This window comes from Bacillus methanolicus (assembly GCF_028888695.1).
In the GTDB taxonomy this organism is placed as follows: domain Bacteria; phylum Bacillota; class Bacilli; order Bacillales; family Cytobacillaceae; genus Bacillus_Z; species Bacillus_Z methanolicus_B.
The window spans coordinates 927,751-942,649 of the sequence record NZ_PNFF01000001.1; the positions used below are offsets into that span (position 1 = coordinate 927,751).

A 14,899-nucleotide genomic window follows, 5' to 3' on the forward strand; every position below is an offset into this window, starting at 1 on the left:
CCCTTCAATCGAGTCAGCCCCTTTTATGAGAGGAACTTCAGCACTAAAATTTATGTAAAGTTCGTTATCATTCAGAAAGAAGGAATTATGCTATGAAATTAAGTATTCTAGATCAATCCCCAATTTCTTCCGGAACAACAGCCGCAAAAGCATTGCAAGAATCAATGAAACTAGCGCAGATTGGAGAAAAATTAGGATATACTCGTTATTGGATTGCGGAGCACCATGATCTCCCCGGACTTGCCTGTTCTGCCCCTGAAGTCATGTTAGGATACATTGGGGCCAACACAGAAAAAATTCGTATTGGAGCTGGAGCTGTTTTACTTCCGCATTATAAACCTTATAAAATTGCCGAAACTTTTAATATGCTTGCAACCTTATTTCCGGATCGCATTGATTTAGGGATTGGAAGAGCTCCGGGAGGAACTGCTGAAGCAACGATGGCTCTTTCAGATTACTTTTTGGAACAAGTTCGGAACATGCCTGAATCTTTCAATGATCTCCTCCATTTTTTACAAAACGATTTTCCTTCCGATCATGTGTTCTCAAAAATTTCTGCTTCCCCGGTACCCGAGATCTCGCCTGAACCTTGGATTCTCGGAACGAGTGAAAAAAGTGCGATTCTTGCAGCGGAAACCGGAACTGCATATGCATTCGGACACTTTATGAGTGATAAAGAAGGACCGAGCATTATGAAAAACTATCTGAAAAATTTTAAAACCAATGGCAGGTTGCAACAGCCTAAATCAATTGTCGCTGTATCCGCGATTTGTTCCGAAACAACAGAAAGAGCAGAGGAACTTGCCTTAAGTAATCTTTTGTGGGAAATACAACTTGAAAAAGGAACAGGAAAAAAAGGGGTACCTTCAGTGGAAGAAGCAAAACAGTATTCATATAATAGCGATGAAAAAAAGAAGATCAAAAATATGAGAAACAAAATGGTGATTGGAAATCCGCGCGAAGTGAAGCAACAGCTTATTGAATTACAAACGTTATATGAAGCAGACGAAATTATGATTATTACCATTACACATAGTTATGAAGATCGTATTCAATCTTATAAACTGATTGCAAATGAAGTTTTATCTGAACAAGTTTAATGTAAGTTGGTGATGATCGGAAGAGCTCTGCTGATCACTCAACATCCACAAGAAATTCATATTGTTTACCAGTTTAAGCTGGTTAATGAGTAGTTATTGTTTGGATATGAGCCTTTATTCAGTGAAATGAGCCTTTAATATGAAATATGAAATATGAGCCTTTGTTCTAATTATGAGCCCTTATTCGAATAAATAAGCCTTCATCCCGATAGATATATGAGTCTTCAGAAAAAATTCCACATATTTTTATGTGAGCATTTTGCATATTTTTTGGCCCTAGAGCTATAAGGATTTCAAGGCAATAAAAAAGGACTTCACCCCTAAAATGAAGAATTTTTTGAAGTGACTAAACCACAAAAATTCAAAAGGGTGAAGTCATTTTGTTACGCCCTTATGCCAAACAGTATTAAACACTTAATTTCCTCTCATGATACTTCCGCTATCAACTTAGTTATCCCCAATCATATATAGCATTTCGCTATGTTTTTGTATTAATTAAATGCAAAAATCCACTAATGCCTTAGACAACTGTAACCGTCAAGTAGTTTTGAACACTTTTTGCTCGTTAATTTTGAACACTTTGTTTCTCAAAAATGGTAGTTCGATGCTTCATTCTGTAACTGTCATTTTCATTTAGCTGAATGACCTCTACTCGATGAAGCAAACGATCCAAAATAGCCATCATGATCCCTTGGTCTCCCATCAATTCACTCCATTCTTCTGGTCCTTTGTTAGAGGTTAGAATAATGGAGCTACGTTCGTATAGATGGTTTACTAGATGAAAGAACAAATTTGCTTCCCTTTGATCGATAGCCATGTACATTAAATCATCAATAATGACTAAATCTGATTCTCTTATTCTTTTAAGCTGGATTTGCGACTTCCTTATATACTCTTCCGTTTTTAATTGGTGTACAAGCTCTCCCATAGTTGAAAAAGCAACCTTATAACCCTTATGAATGGCTTCTATCCCTAATCCAATTCCAATATGAGTTTTACCCGCCCCTTGAGGGCCTAATAGAATCAGATTGTATTGTTGCTCTAGCCAATTGAGTTCTCTTAATTGGTTTAATTGACGCTTACTAAGAGATTTCTGCTCTTCGATATAAAATTCATCTAATGTCTTTTGATAAGGGAACTGTGCCCATTTCAATCTCTTTTCCACATTCTTTTCTTCTCTTCGTTTTAACTCATACATTAGGAGCTCCTGTAGAAACTCTTGATAGGTCCACGACATTTTTTCTGCATTACGAAGTAACGCGGGCAGTTCATTAGCCGTTTCCGTCATCCGAAGATGGCGGAAATACTCTTGAAGGATCTGTACTGTTTTCGTCATGATGAAGCACCCCCTAATATCTTGATATAATCATCCATTTCCCTAGTTGCTGCTGTGGCTTTTATTGCCGGGTTGATATTTTTAGGTTCTTGAATTGAATTTGGTTTCGAAGTTTTTGTTTCTTTTAATCGAGTAAAATGTTGGGCAATATCCCGAAGATCATTGGCACTCCATAACTGATCTTTGATACAAACAGCTAGGGCCTCATCTATATCTTGTCGATATTGGGTGATGGCACATTGAATGACTTGTAGTTGGTCCCGAATGTATCTTGGATAACGGATTCCAACCTCATGGATAAACTGCTCTGCTTTTTCTTGATCCTTAAACTGCCGAATTACGGTTTCTTTGTATGCATGAATTCCTTTTGAGCGATCTCTTGTATGTTGACGGTTCTTTATCAATTCTCCTTTTCCGTGGCATAGTGGGTGTCTGGCTAAGACTTCTCCATGTGGTTCTCTTCTTATGATGAGCTCTTCCTCTTGGGTTTCTACATACACCGTATTGTCTCCCCTTGGGCGATAAGTCCCTAATGGAAGAGAATAACGATTGGATTTATATTTTATAACGTTGTCCTTATGAACTGTTCTTGGTATACTTGATACAAGAGTGTTCTCAAAAGAGAGCAGGGAAGAGACTGGTTTTAAGTGTTGCTTTTCGAGGGCGTGCACTTCTACCGGTCTTTTTTTCGTTGTATGATGTACATTGAAATTGGAAAAACACACTTAGCCACCGCTATTGGTATTGCAGCAGCCAAAAAGCGAACTAGTACTTATTTTATCAAGTGCAATGAATTGATCTTACAATTGAAGAAAGCAAAAATGGAAAATAGATTAGAAAACCGATTGAAGCACTATGGCAAATACAAGTTATTAATCATTGACGAAATCGGTTATCTTCCAATCGACAAAGAAGATGCTAAGTTGTTCTTTCAGTTGATCGTTTTACGGTATGAGAAAAAGAGTACCATCCTCACAACAAACGCCAATTTTAAAGTATGGGATGAGGTATTCCAAGATTCCAAATTAGCAAATGCCATATTAGATCGTGTATTGCATCACGCAACGGTCGTCAATATAATTGGCGATTCCTATCGAATTAAAAATCATTTAGAAAAAGAAAATGAGTAAAAATGTACATCCTTAAACAGTCAAAAGTGTACATGTTTAAGTTGACATTTACACTCTGAATATACTATTAATGCATGAAATATAAAAAATAAATGGAGGGAACAAAATGAGTTCATATCGATATGATGAGTATGATGAGTATGATGAGAATGTAAATGTAAATAAAATTAAAAATAAGAATGATAATGATAATGAAAATGATACTGAGTTGAAGAATAAGAACTATGCTAGTATCAATCACAGTGGAAACATCAAAAATCATATTAATCTTTCTCAAAAAGTTAAACAAGATGCAGAAAATGAAGCTGAAAACGAAGCAAAAGCAAAAAATGACTTAGAAATAGAAGATGATTATTAAAATATGAAAACTGCTACTAAAATGTGATAGTACTTATCTCAATTTAGTAGCAGTCTATTCTTAAAGTGGGGATATATGATGGAAAAATTAAACAATAGTCGCCCTTCTGAAAATCTAAGAAATTTGTCTTCACCGGATAAAATTTCTTCAGTTGAGATTCAGTCGAATCAATCACAAGTCGCTCATAGTGGTAATTCGGATGTTAATGTCCACGTAAATATTCAAGTTGATGTAACTCCGATTGCATTTGCCGTTCTATATTCATTATTAGCCACAAAACAACTATCAAATGAGGAATTTGAATTAGCTCTTAAGAAATTAGAAAAGTTTAAATCCTGATAAGAAATCTTATCCTATAAAAGTAATGAAAATATCATGATTGGGACATACCTGAAAAATACAGAGAAATGATCTTAGTCGACACTATATAAACATCATGTAATGTAAAAAAACAAGGAAAGACCGCAGAGCATCGCGGTCTTTCCTTTTCTTAATTCCATGCCTACTCGAGATTGGCATGTCTTCCATACATTGTTTTTGTATCCAAGCCCTTTTTCTCCATGAACCTTAAAATGACTGCATCATAGAACAGTAATAAGGTTTGCTCGAAAAGGGAACCCATTGGTTGAATTGTTTCTCTGGCTTCTGATTTATCTTTAGGCGAACCTGGCATTTTAATAACGATATCTGCTAATTGCCCAATAGTTGATTCTGGGTTAATCGTTACAGCCGCGATGGTACCGCCAATGCTTTTTGCTTTTTGCGCCATGGAAACAAGGCTTTTTGTTTCTCCTGAGCCGGATCCAATAATTAAAATGTCCTCTTTTTCATAGTTAGGAGTTACGGTTTCGCCAACGACATAGGCATCAATTCCCATGTGCATCATACGCATTGCAAAGGATTTTGCCATAAAACCGGATCTTCCCGCACCGGCAACGAATACTTTCTTTGATTGAAGAATTCCGTTTACCAGTGCTTCGGCTTGTTCATCGGCGATTTGGTTAACCGAACTGTTTAATTCTTTTACGATCTCGGCTAAAAATTCAGTTGTCAGCATGCTGATTACAACCCTTGTTTTACTAATTTATTGATTTTTTCAGCTGCTGCTTTTTTATCTGGTTGGTTAGCAATACCGCCGCCGACAATAACAAGATCCGGTTCTGCTTTGATAACTTCAGGTAATGTTTCTAATTTGATTCCGCCAGCAATAGCAGTTTTTGCATTTTTCACGACAGCTTTAATTCTCTTAAGATCATCTAAAGGATTTTTACCTACTGCTTGAAGATCGTATCCAGCGTGTACGCAGATGTAGTCTACGCCCATTTCATCCACTTGTTTTGCACGCTCTTCTAAATTTTTAACAGCGATCATGTCAACAAGGATTTTTTTGCCAAGTTTTTTCGCTTCTTCTACAGCACCTTTAATAGATACATCTTCAGCTGCTGCAAGAATTGTTACGATATCAGCGCCATGCTCAGCTGCTTTAGCAACTTCATATGCTGCAGCATCCATAGTTTTCATGTCAGCTAAAACTTGTAAATGAGGGAATGCGTCTTTAACTGCTTTTACAGCTTGAAGACCCCAAATTTTAATAACCGGAGTTCCGATTTCTACGATATCGACATACTCCTGTACCTCACTTACTACTTGCTTTGCTTCTTCGATGTTTACTAAATCAAGAGCTAATTGTAGTTCCATACATTATGCACTCCTTTTCAAAATTTTTAGTTTTATTTTGTTACACTTATGTAACTTAATTTGTACAGGCGGCTGTATTTTATTCCTTCTTTTGCCTGTACACTGTTAATATACTATCTATCAGTTTTTTTTAAAAGTACGCACTTTATTAACACATAGTATAAAAAGTATACTATTAAGAAAAATTACTATGGAAAATGTAAACAAAACATGCAAAAATAGAAATGATCATCCATCTCTTTCCATAGACATTTTAAGGTATATTATTTATACTATATATAAAATTGTAACTATAAGATTAATAAGTGCGTACTTACATATAAAAAATATACATATTATACTAATATTTGCCGCAACAAATGTTAATGTGGAGGTATGAAAAGTGGATTCGATGACCTTTGTCTTGTTTGGCGCGACAGGGGATTTAGCTAAAAGGAAAATCTATCCTGCTTTGTATAATTTATTTCTGGATCAAAAAATGCCTCAATCATTTTCCGTCATTGGCCTAGGGCGAAGAGATTGGTCGAATGATGAATTTCAGAAGCGCATAGAGCAATCAATAAGGACATTTTCCAGACGCAGCATCATTGATTCATCCAAAATGGAAAAGTTTTTGAGTGCATTTCGTTTCTTCCGATTAGATGTAAATAATTCTGACGGGTTTAAAGATTTGTTAGAGCTCGTTAAACAACGTGAGGAAGAATTGAATATCCCGGAAAATCGAATGTTTTACCTTTCTGTTGCTCCAGAATTTATCGGTGTGATTGCCTCGAACATCAAAAAAAGTGGATTAGGCGCCACAAAAGGGTGGAAGCGTCTAGTTATCGAAAAACCGTTCGGTAATGATTTAAAATCTGCCCAAGAATTAAACGAAACATTAAGAAAAGTTTTTGAAGAAGATGAAATTTATCGGATTGACCATTATCTCGGTAAACCGATGGTGCAAAACTTGGAAGCCTTGGAATTTGCCAATCCTGTGCTTCAAGCAATATGGAACAACCAATACATTGCCAATGTACAAATTACGGCTAGTGAGACGGTCGGAGTTGAAGAAAGAGCGGGTTATTATGACCATGCAGGTGCAATTCGCGATATGTTTCAAAATCATATGCTGCAATTATTGATGATGACAGCCATGAAAATGCCTGAACAAATCAGCTCAAGAGACATTCGTAATGAAAAGATAAGAGTCATGGAATTTCTTCGGCCATTGCTGAAAGAAGATGTCGCGAAACATATCGTTCGCGGTCAATACGGCCCTGGGGAAATCAATGGTGAACCAGTTGTTGGATACAGAGAAGAGCCTGGAGTTGATGCTTTTTCAACGACCGATACTTTTGTAGCTGCCCGATTATGGATTGATGTTCCTTTTTGGAGCGGGGTGCCATTCTATATCCGTACGGGAAAAAGAATGAGGGAAAAGTGTACAAAAATTGTGATTGAATTTAAAAATCCAATGAAGGATTTATATATTAATGATAATATGAAAACGGTTCCAAATCTTTTGGTTATCGAGATCAATCCGAACGAAAAAGTTTCTTTCCAATTAAATAGTAAGAATCCTTTAGATGGAAAGATCGAGCCTGTTCAGGTCGACTTCTCGGCCAGAAGGAAAGATGCCCCCGAAGCCTATGAGATTTTACTATACGATGCTTTGCGCGGCGACTCAACATACTTTGCCCACTGGAAAGAAGTTGAATTATCTTGGAAGTGGGTTCAGCCAATTTTAGAAGCATTCGAAGAAAATATCGTTCCTCTCCATCACTATCCATCAGGTTCGATGGGACCGGAGGCTTCTCATAAATTATTGGAAGAGGACGGATTTATTTGGTGGTAGAAAAAATTCATTAATAAATGATCCTCGTTTTTTGATCGAGGATCATTTTTATTAAAAATAATAATATTATGTAAACTAAAGGGAAGTGGGTCATGAAACGAATTTGATACTGAGTAAATAAAGTTTAGTTGAGCATAAATGTTTATATTCAGTCTTTGCTAGAAAAGGAAAAATAATTTTGCGAATTTTAAAAAAACAAAAAGCGGATTATATGCACTGAACTGCTTTTTTCCGTTATAATTTAAATAAAACATGATGATGTCCGCTATTAGTGCCTGATCAATATTGGATAATTTTTTCAATCAAAAATAATTCTCTTTGTAAGTAACTTTTGTTGACAATATTAACTGTAAACAATAAAATTACAATTACTTTCTAAAAGTGACACAGATTTTTTTTACATTTTCATAGTTTGCTATTTTGGTTTGATGTACGGTGCTATGAACTTTCTGCGATGTCATAAAATAATATATAGTAAGGGACGGTGAAAAGTAATGTTGATGATGCCTGGCAACAATCGATTGGAAAGCGGAGATTGGGTCAAGGGGAAAACGAGAAACGGTGAACTGATTCGCGGTTATATTGAAAGTGTAGATTATTTACAAGGGATAGTAAAAGTACATGTGATTGAATCTGATAATAAAAAAACAATTGGAAAAACGGTCGGTGTGTTAATCAATTGGGTTGAAAAGCTTCCAGTTTCAACTGAAATAAATGAGGAACAAATTTTACAATTAATTGACCTGGCGTTATTAACAAAAGACGAGCAGTGGTTTCATGATTTATCCACAAAATTAAACTCACATGGAAAAGTTTCCAAGGAGAACGCAAAAAAAAATAATGATTACCCAATCAGTAATACCAGAATTGGGAAATTTGACGCAAAAGGCTGCTAAACGAATAGCAGCCTTTTGCAGTATTTTTTAGAAACTTTCAAACCGAGGCTTTTAAAACTTTTCTTATAGCTTTACAATGATTCTTCCTCGTGCTTGTCCTTTTAAGATCGTAGGTAAGTTTTCAGGCAATTCTTCGAGCGTAATTTCTTTTTGAATGTGATCTTCTAGAGCAGCCGGTTTTAAGTCGGAAGACAACCGATTCCAAAGCTCTTTTCGGATATCCATCGGGCAATATACAGAATCAATTCCGAGCAAATTGACGCCGCGAAGAATAAATGGAAACACAGTCGTCGGTACGTCTGATCCGCCTGTTAATCCACTTACAGCAACAGATCCGCCGTACTGTATTTTACTTAAAACAGAAGCAAGCTGTTCTCCTCCTACAGGATCAATCGCAGCAGCCCATAGCTGTTTATCTAAAGGTCTAATTTTTCCGCTATACACGTCTTCCCGGGAGAGAATTTCTTTAGCACCGAGCTTATGTAAAAAATCATGCTCTGAAGCTTTTCCGGTGCTTGCAACGACATCGTATCCTCGATTTGCAAGCATGGATACAGCTAAACTTCCGACTCCACCGGTAGCTCCTGTGACAAGAACCTTACCTTTATCAGGTGTTAATCCATTATCTTCGAGTCTCTGAATGGAAAGGGCTGCTGTAAATCCAGCCGTTCCAAATACCATTGCTTCTTTCAATGTCAAGCCTTTTGGTAAAGGTACAATCCAATCTCCTGGAATGCGGGCATATTCACTGTAGCCCCCAAAATGGGACACACCGATTTCATAACTTGTTGCAATGACTTCATCGCCTTCCTTGAAACGAGGATCTTTTGAAGACACTACGACCCCTGCTAAATCAATACCGGGTACAAAAGGATAAGACTTTACAATTTTTCCATTCGGAATACTTGCTAAACCATCTTTGTAGTTGATGCCTGAATATGAAACTTTGATTAAAACATCGGCATCCGGCAAGTCATTTAAAGAAATCGTTTTGATGCCAACCGAAAAATCATCTTCTGTTTTATTTACCATCAGTGCTTTAAATGATTCGGTCATGTAAATAACTCCTTTTCTTTTTTAGCAGAATTGGAAAGCATGTACTTTGAAAACGGAATATGTAATCCGCTTTCAGTTACATTTTACTACATTTTCAAAAATACTGCTTATGAATAGTAGTTTTATTTTCTGGAGGCAGACTATTTGTGATTGTGAATTAATCGTGATATGATTCACATGATCAATAACCATTAAGGGAGATGTTCATATGGTAAATGAGGTCATTTTGAATGATTTTACATTCAAAGTAACTGACTATAAAGAAGAAATTGAGAAAAATAAAAATACTGGTAACGATTTAAGAAAAGTTAGCTTTGATTTTAAAGTCAAAGGTGGAAATGAATACCACGAAGTTACTAAGTTTTTATATGAGAATACATTCGATGTAAAAATTCCTGAAAAAAAATTAGAATTTAGAGGAACCATCAACAAATATTTTACCTCCCGCGGAGATTTTTCTGATGAAAATTCTGTTGCCGACTTTAAATTAGAATTAATTGAGGTTGACTCAGAAAAGTAGAAGGCTAATTTAAAAAAAGTCACTCGCCAAATAGGGGTGACTTTTTTTATAAATTCCAAACTGCTTAAACGAATCGATTTTCACGAACTTGCCTTTGGAAATACGGAAGTTGTCAGAATCCTAAAAGGCTTGAATTCCTTAAGAGTGAGCGAATTCTTTCACTGCTTCCTCAGGAATAAATCCGGTCGAACGATTTGTTTCTTTCCCGTTTTTTATTAAAACCAGAGTCGGGATGCTTAGTATTCCAAACCTGCTTGCAAGTTCCGGAGCTTGATCCACATCCACATAATAGAAATCTACATCAGTTTCCTGTTCAGCAACCATAGAGACCACCGGCCTCAATCTACGGCAAGCTGGTCACCAATCCGCCCCAAATTCAAGAATGACAGGCTTCGATGCATTTTGAACTAATTCATCATAATCGGCGACGCTAATCGCTTTCACCACATGAATCACCTCTTTTTGTTTTCATTTGGAAGAAACGATGGAACCTTTGAGAAATATTGTTTCCTTTCGGGAAACTTGTTGAGATTCCAAAGGATCTTCCTTTTTATTTTTGATCAAGTTGTCAGCTACCCATACAATCATTTCGCCAAATGGCGACAAAATTCATCGCATAGAAGCAAGATTTTTTATTTTTTTTAAAATCATGGAATAATAATGAAGAAACTATTTGAATAGGAGAAGTATGTCATGAAGTGTAAAATTAATCGAAACGCAGCAAAAGTTTTAAAACAGATGTTGAGCAGCGAAGAAGCGGAAGGGAAAATGATTCGTGTATACGTAACAGTAAACCACGGGGATCACGCTCATTACGATATAAAACTTGATACCCCTACTGAACACGATGAAATCGTGAAAACAGACAAAGACATTGATATTCTGTTAGATAAACGGGAAGATTTTCTAGATGGCGTTTGGATTCAATATTTTTATGTGCCTGAAGAAGGATTTGTCATCACCAATCCATCAAAAGAAAGACACGTCCACAGCCACTAAGGATATCTTTATTTGGAATGTAAGACAAAAAACATGCTTACGTGAAATAGAGCGAAATCCTTTTCTATCAAGGGTTTCGCTCTTTTCCTTTTCATAAATTTGTAAAAATCTTTGCTTAAGAATATGAAAATATTGTGAATTGGATTGTCATGATCGAAAAATGGGAGTATATTTTTTGTATAGAAAGATAGTGAAAAACTTCACAAAGTTTGATATCTTTCTTTCATACATGGGCGACTTGATTTCGCTAAAAATTTTTATTGTAATTTGTGAAATGTTTCACAAATAAATTGGGAGGGGAAAGCTACTATGATGGAAAAACTATTTGAACCTATAAAGATTGGGGAGTTGGAAGTAAAAAATAGGCTGGTAGTGCCTGCAATGGTTATGAACTATTGTAATACAGACGGAACAGCTACAGAAAGGTATATAGCGTACCATGAAGCAAGAGCTAAAGGCGGCTGGGGATTAATTATTACTGAAGCTACTGCAATCGATGAGCATGGTAAAGGATTTCACAACATGGCAGGACTGTGGTCTGACGATCAAATCGAAAGTCATTCAAAGTTGACAGAAAGAATCCATCAACATGGAGGGAAAATCGCTGTTCAACTATATCATGCCGGCAGACAAACCGGGAGCCATATAACAGGTGTGCAGCCAATAGCGCCTTCTCCAATAAAAGATCCTACAATCGATGAAATTCCGCATGAGTTGACGAAAGCAGAAATTAAGGAATTTATTGAAAAGTATGGCGATGCAGCGTTAAGAGCGAAAAAAGCAGGTTATGATGCGGTAGAAATCCATGGAGGCCACGGTTATTTAATCAATCAGTTTTTATCGCCGTTTTCCAATAAAAGAACAGATGAATACGGCGGAACAATCCTAAATAGAACGCGTTTTGCAGTAGAAATTGTTGAAAATGTACGAAAAAAGGTAGGAAAAGATTTTCCGATCTTATTTAGAATATCGATTGAAGAATTTGTTGAGGGCGGTCTTACAATCGAAGATACAAAAGTGATTGCAAGAATACTCGAACAAGATGGAGTTGATGCCATACATTGTTCCGCCGGTGTATATAAGACCATGCAGTATGTGATTCAGCCGGCGGCAGTTCCACATGCATTTTTGGTCGACTCTGCAGCAGAAATCAAGAAGGTCGTCTCTATTCCGGTTATAGCAGTTGGAAGAATTAATGATCCATTTATTGCTGAATCGGTACTTTTATCAGAAAAAGCAGATTTAATAGCCATGGGTAGAGCATCTTTAGCCGATCCTGAATTTCCGAATAAAGTAAAAGAAGGAAAGCTTGATGATATCATACAATGCATAGGCTGTGTGCAAGGCTGTATCGGCAGAATTATCAAAGGATTGGATGTAAGATGTTTAGTCAATCCTTTAACAGGAAAAGAACATGAATTTGCGGTAGAACCGGCGAAAGAAAAGAAAAAGGTATTTGTGGCAGGAGGCGGCATCGCCGGAATGCAATCTGCAATCATCGCTGCTAGACGCGGCCACGAGGTACACTTATATGAAAAAGATGACAAATTAGGCGGACAGTGGTTATTAGCAGCCGTTCCTCCAAGCAAAGCGGAGTTAAATACATTTACTATCTGGCAAAAAAATCAGCTTGATAAATGGGGAGTACATGTCCATCTGAATTCAGAATTAAATGAAAACATTGTAGAAAATGAACGACCAGATGCTGTCATTCTTGCTACAGGCGCGAAACCGTTTATACCAAATATCCCTGGAGTGAACTTACCAGAAGTGGTGATTGCTCAGGATGTACTGGCAGGCAAAAAGAATGTAGGGAAATCAGTCGTTGTTGTAGGAGGCGGATTGGTAGGTGCAGAGACAGCAGCGCACCTGGCAAATCACGGAAAGAAAGTTGTTATTATTGAAATGCAAAAAGAAATCGTAAAAGACGGTGAACCGGCAGTTAAACATTTCCTTCTTAAAGATTTAAAAGAACACAATGTGGAAATTATTACATCTGCCACAGTAAAAGAAATCAAGCAAGGATCCATCATCATTGAAAAAAATAATTCCATGAGAGAAATTTGTGAAATTAACAACGTTGTAATTGCTGTAGGTTCAAAATCCGAAAATGCACTGAAAGATAAACTCGAAGGTAAGGTAGATAACATCATTACCGTAGGCGACGCAATTAAAGTTAGAAAAGCACTCGAAGCTGTGGAAGAGGGTTACGAAGCTGGACTGGCAGTATAAAGAATTCATAAAATAACTTCTCTTTTATTAAGAAGTATCATTTTCACACCTTCTCTTAAAAAATAAATACAATAAAACTGACAGCGGGGAACTCAGTGTTCACTCCCCAAGTTCCATATTAGAAGGGTCAGACTCCCTCCCATCAATGACAATATATAGAATGATTCTATTAAAATTTTTCTATATGTTGTATTAGGGGGGATCTGACTGTTTTTTTATTTTCCAGTCAAATGGATCATGATGATTACACATCACTTTCTCCCCACTGAACATAAGAGGACAGTGCTTCAAGAATCCGTTCACATTTCCCATCATCAAACTTTGCTATTCGTTCATTCGAATTCCGACACAGATGACATTATGTTAGAGAATATTCTTAACGAAGCGATATAGCGAAAAAGTTCACAAACTCAAAATCGTTTTTCTATCGTTGGCTGACTTCTTTAAGGCAAAAATATTTTTCATTTTTTTGAACTATCTTAAAATAATAAAAACAGAGATAATTATAGAAAATAGTGGGAACTTGGGAAGAAGCAATATATAATATTAATTGTGATTATAATTAAAAATCTTTTCATTATGAAAAATATGAAAAGTATTTTTTTATTAAACTTGTTATTTTATAAAAATATTAATTTCAAAGGGTGGGAGAATGAACATGAAAGCAGCTTTATGGCATAATGCAAAAGATATTCGTGTCGAAAATATCGAGGAACCTGCAGTTGGAAAAGACGAAGTGAAAATTAAAGTCTCTTTTTGCGGAATTTGCGGTTCGGATTTACATGAATATTTAGCAGGACCGATTTTTATTCCGGTTAACGAACCTCATCCGCTATCTAAAGATAAAGCTCCTATTGTAATGGGTCACGAATTTGCCGGTGAGGTTGTAGAAGTGGGTGAAGCTGTCACCGATGTGAAAGTAGGGGATCGTGTAACTGTGGAACCTATTTATAGCTGCGGTAAATGTGCGTCTTGTCAAAAAGGTCATTACAACGTATGTGAACATTTAGGGTTTGTTGGATTATCTGGAGGTTACGGCGGATTTGCTGAATACAGCGTTGTACCATCTAAAATGGTCCATAAAATCCCGGATCATATGACATTTGAACAAGCAGCTTTGGTGGAACCAACCGCTGTTGCGGTTCATGCTGTGCGTCAAAGCGGATTACAAATTGGAGATTCTGTAGCTGTATTTGGAACAGGTCCTATCGGATTATTGGTGATTCAAGCAGCTAAAGCTGCAGGGGCAAGTAAAATCTTTGCTGTTGAAGTTTCTCCGGAACGTCAAGAAATTGCAAAACGTGTCGGTGCAAACATTGTGGTCAATCCAATGGAAGTCGATGCTGTTCAAACGATTAAAGAACATACAAATGGCCTTGGCGTTGATGTGGCATTTGAGGTAGCCGGAATTGAACCTACCATTAATGCGGCTGTTCAAGCTACTCGTTCAGAAGGTAACGTGGTCAACGTAAGTATTTGGGAAAAACCAGCTAACATTCATTTGAATAACTTTATTTTAACTGAACGCAGGATGACTAGCATCATTGGTTATCGAAATATTTTCCCACAAGTTATTCAACTTATCGCAAACGGTCAAATCCAAGCATCAGAATTAGTTGCAAAGCGAATAGCATTAGATGATATCGTTTCAGAGGGATTTGAAGCTTTAACACAAAGCAAGAGCCAAATTAAAATATTGGTAAATCCGTCTCTTTAAAAACTTTTTATGAAGATCAC

General features: G+C 36.6%; 15 protein-coding genes and 1 pseudogene. 10 read left to right on the top strand and 6 right to left on the bottom strand.

All coding sequences use genetic code 11. The features are described from left to right. Nucleotides 1-92: 92 nt before the first annotated feature. Nucleotides 93-1,100 carry an LLM class flavin-dependent oxidoreductase gene (locus tag C0966_RS04720; RefSeq protein ID WP_274854048.1) on the top strand — a complete coding sequence of 336 codons (1,008 nt, stop codon included), beginning with the start codon at nucleotides 93-95 and terminating at the stop codon, nucleotides 1,098-1,100. A 565-nt stretch (nucleotides 1,101-1,665) separates the two neighbouring features. Here C0966_RS04720 and istB read toward each other — a convergent pair. Both istB and C0966_RS04730 read right to left on the bottom strand, forming a co-directional pair. Then, complete coding sequence (istB, locus tag C0966_RS04725; RefSeq protein WP_274854049.1) at nucleotides 1,666-2,436, bottom strand: IS21-like element helper ATPase IstB; 771 nt, start codon at nucleotides 2,434-2,436, stop codon at nucleotides 1,666-1,668. Next, nucleotides 2,433-3,161 (bottom strand): Mu transposase domain-containing protein, encoded by a 729-nt coding sequence (locus tag C0966_RS04730; protein ID WP_425535914.1) that lies wholly within the window; start codon nucleotides 3,159-3,161, stop codon nucleotides 2,433-2,435. The genes istB and C0966_RS04730 overlap by 4 nt, the downstream gene beginning before the upstream one ends. On the opposite strand from C0966_RS04730, the pseudogene C0966_RS04735 reads away from it, so the two are divergent. The 3 genes and pseudogenes from C0966_RS04735 to C0966_RS04745 all read left to right on the top strand — a co-directional run. Then, a pseudogene (locus C0966_RS04735) lies at nucleotides 3,147-3,566 on the top strand (ATP-binding protein); the annotation flags it as partial. The gene C0966_RS04730 and the pseudogene C0966_RS04735 overlap by 15 nt on opposite strands. A gap of 106 nt (nucleotides 3,567-3,672) precedes the next feature. Further along, complete coding sequence (locus tag C0966_RS04740) at nucleotides 3,673-3,924, top strand: hypothetical protein (protein WP_274854050.1); 252 nt, start codon at nucleotides 3,673-3,675, stop codon at nucleotides 3,922-3,924. Between the two features lie 78 nt (nucleotides 3,925-4,002). Then, nucleotides 4,003-4,263: a hypothetical protein gene (locus C0966_RS04745; RefSeq protein WP_274854051.1), complete on the top strand. Its 261-nt coding sequence runs from the start codon at nucleotides 4,003-4,005 to the stop codon at nucleotides 4,261-4,263. A 163-nt stretch (nucleotides 4,264-4,426) separates the two neighbouring features. Here C0966_RS04745 and hxlB read toward each other — a convergent pair whose 3' ends face one another. Together hxlB and hxlA are read right to left on the bottom strand one after the other, a co-directional pair. Further along, a complete protein-coding gene (gene hxlB / locus C0966_RS04750) occupies nucleotides 4,427-4,981 on the bottom strand; it encodes a 6-phospho-3-hexuloisomerase (RefSeq protein WP_274854052.1) in 555 nt (184 codons plus the stop codon). Between the two features lie 5 nt (nucleotides 4,982-4,986). Next, nucleotides 4,987-5,622 carry a 3-hexulose-6-phosphate synthase gene (gene hxlA, locus C0966_RS04755; protein ID WP_274854053.1) on the bottom strand — a complete coding sequence of 212 codons (636 nt, stop codon included), beginning with the start codon at nucleotides 5,620-5,622 and terminating at the stop codon, nucleotides 4,987-4,989. A 382-nt stretch (nucleotides 5,623-6,004) separates the two neighbouring features. Here hxlA and zwf point away from each other — a divergent pair, with 382 nt between their 5' ends. Together zwf and C0966_RS04765 are read left to right on the top strand one after the other, a co-directional pair. Beyond that, nucleotides 6,005-7,459 carry a glucose-6-phosphate dehydrogenase gene (zwf, locus tag C0966_RS04760; protein ID WP_274854054.1) on the top strand — a complete coding sequence of 485 codons (1,455 nt, stop codon included), beginning with the start codon at nucleotides 6,005-6,007 and terminating at the stop codon, nucleotides 7,457-7,459. 494 nt (nucleotides 7,460-7,953) lie between these two features. Then, nucleotides 7,954-8,355 carry an IDEAL domain-containing protein gene (locus C0966_RS04765; RefSeq protein WP_425535915.1) on the top strand — a complete coding sequence of 134 codons (402 nt, stop codon included), beginning with the start codon at nucleotides 7,954-7,956 and terminating at the stop codon, nucleotides 8,353-8,355. A 63-nt stretch (nucleotides 8,356-8,418) separates the two neighbouring features. Here the strand turns inward: C0966_RS04765 and C0966_RS04770 are convergent, their stop codons facing one another. Beyond that, nucleotides 8,419-9,411 carry an NADPH:quinone oxidoreductase family protein gene (locus C0966_RS04770; protein ID WP_274854055.1) on the bottom strand — a complete coding sequence of 331 codons (993 nt, stop codon included), beginning with the start codon at nucleotides 9,409-9,411 and terminating at the stop codon, nucleotides 8,419-8,421. A 208-nt stretch (nucleotides 9,412-9,619) separates the two neighbouring features. Here C0966_RS04770 and C0966_RS04775 point away from each other — a divergent pair, with 208 nt between their 5' ends. Next, nucleotides 9,620-9,931 carry a DUF3219 family protein gene (locus tag C0966_RS04775; RefSeq protein ID WP_274854056.1) on the top strand — a complete coding sequence of 104 codons (312 nt, stop codon included), beginning with the start codon at nucleotides 9,620-9,622 and terminating at the stop codon, nucleotides 9,929-9,931. Between the two features lie 138 nt (nucleotides 9,932-10,069). Here C0966_RS04775 and C0966_RS04780 read toward each other — a convergent pair whose 3' ends face one another. Further along, nucleotides 10,070-10,273, bottom strand: a complete 204-nt coding sequence (locus tag C0966_RS04780; RefSeq protein WP_274854057.1) for a thioredoxin family protein — start codon at nucleotides 10,271-10,273, stop codon at nucleotides 10,070-10,072. Nucleotides 10,274-10,624: 351 nt separating this feature from the next. Here C0966_RS04780 and C0966_RS04785 point away from each other — a divergent pair, with 351 nt between their 5' ends. The 3 genes from C0966_RS04785 to C0966_RS04795 all read left to right on the top strand — a co-directional run bounded on the left by C0966_RS04785 (nucleotide 10,625) and on the right by C0966_RS04795 (nucleotide 14,879). Further along, a complete protein-coding gene (locus C0966_RS04785; RefSeq protein ID WP_274854058.1) occupies nucleotides 10,625-10,930 on the top strand; it encodes an iron-sulfur cluster assembly accessory protein in 306 nt (101 codons plus the stop codon). A gap of 309 nt (nucleotides 10,931-11,239) precedes the next feature. Continuing rightward, nucleotides 11,240-13,162 (top strand): FAD-dependent oxidoreductase, encoded by a 1,923-nt coding sequence (locus C0966_RS04790; protein ID WP_274854059.1) that lies wholly within the window; start codon nucleotides 11,240-11,242, stop codon nucleotides 13,160-13,162. A 658-nt stretch (nucleotides 13,163-13,820) separates the two neighbouring features. Beyond that, a complete protein-coding gene (locus tag C0966_RS04795; protein ID WP_274854060.1) occupies nucleotides 13,821-14,879 on the top strand; it encodes a 2,3-butanediol dehydrogenase in 1,059 nt (352 codons plus the stop codon). Nucleotides 14,880-14,899: the final 20 nt, after the last annotated feature.

Coding starts and splice junctions, on each gene's coding strand:
- hxlA (WP_274854053.1), bottom strand. CDS start 5,622: ATGGAACTACAATTAGCTCTTGATTTAGTAAACATCGAAGAAGCAAAG.
- C0966_RS04795 (WP_274854060.1), top strand. CDS start 13,821: ATGAAAGCAGCTTTATGGCATAATGCAAAAGATATTCGTGTCGAAAAT.
- C0966_RS04785 (WP_274854058.1), top strand. CDS start 10,625: ATGAAGTGTAAAATTAATCGAAACGCAGCAAAAGTTTTAAAACAGATG.
- C0966_RS04740 (WP_274854050.1), top strand. CDS start 3,673: ATGAGTTCATATCGATATGATGAGTATGATGAGTATGATGAGAATGTA.
- hxlB (WP_274854052.1), bottom strand. CDS start 4,981: ATGCTGACAACTGAATTTTTAGCCGAGATCGTAAAAGAATTAAACAGT.
- C0966_RS04720 (WP_274854048.1), top strand. CDS start 93: ATGAAATTAAGTATTCTAGATCAATCCCCAATTTCTTCCGGAACAACA.
- C0966_RS04775 (WP_274854056.1), top strand. CDS start 9,620: ATGGTAAATGAGGTCATTTTGAATGATTTTACATTCAAAGTAACTGAC.
- istB (WP_274854049.1), bottom strand. CDS start 2,436: ATGACGAAAACAGTACAGATCCTTCAAGAGTATTTCCGCCATCTTCGG.
- C0966_RS04745 (WP_274854051.1), top strand. CDS start 4,003: ATGGAAAAATTAAACAATAGTCGCCCTTCTGAAAATCTAAGAAATTTG.
- C0966_RS04770 (WP_274854055.1), bottom strand. CDS start 9,411: ATGACCGAATCATTTAAAGCACTGATGGTAAATAAAACAGAAGATGAT.
- C0966_RS04790 (WP_274854059.1), top strand. CDS start 11,240: ATGATGGAAAAACTATTTGAACCTATAAAGATTGGGGAGTTGGAAGTA.
- C0966_RS04765 (WP_425535915.1), top strand. CDS start 7,954: ATGTTGATGATGCCTGGCAACAATCGATTGGAAAGCGGAGATTGGGTC.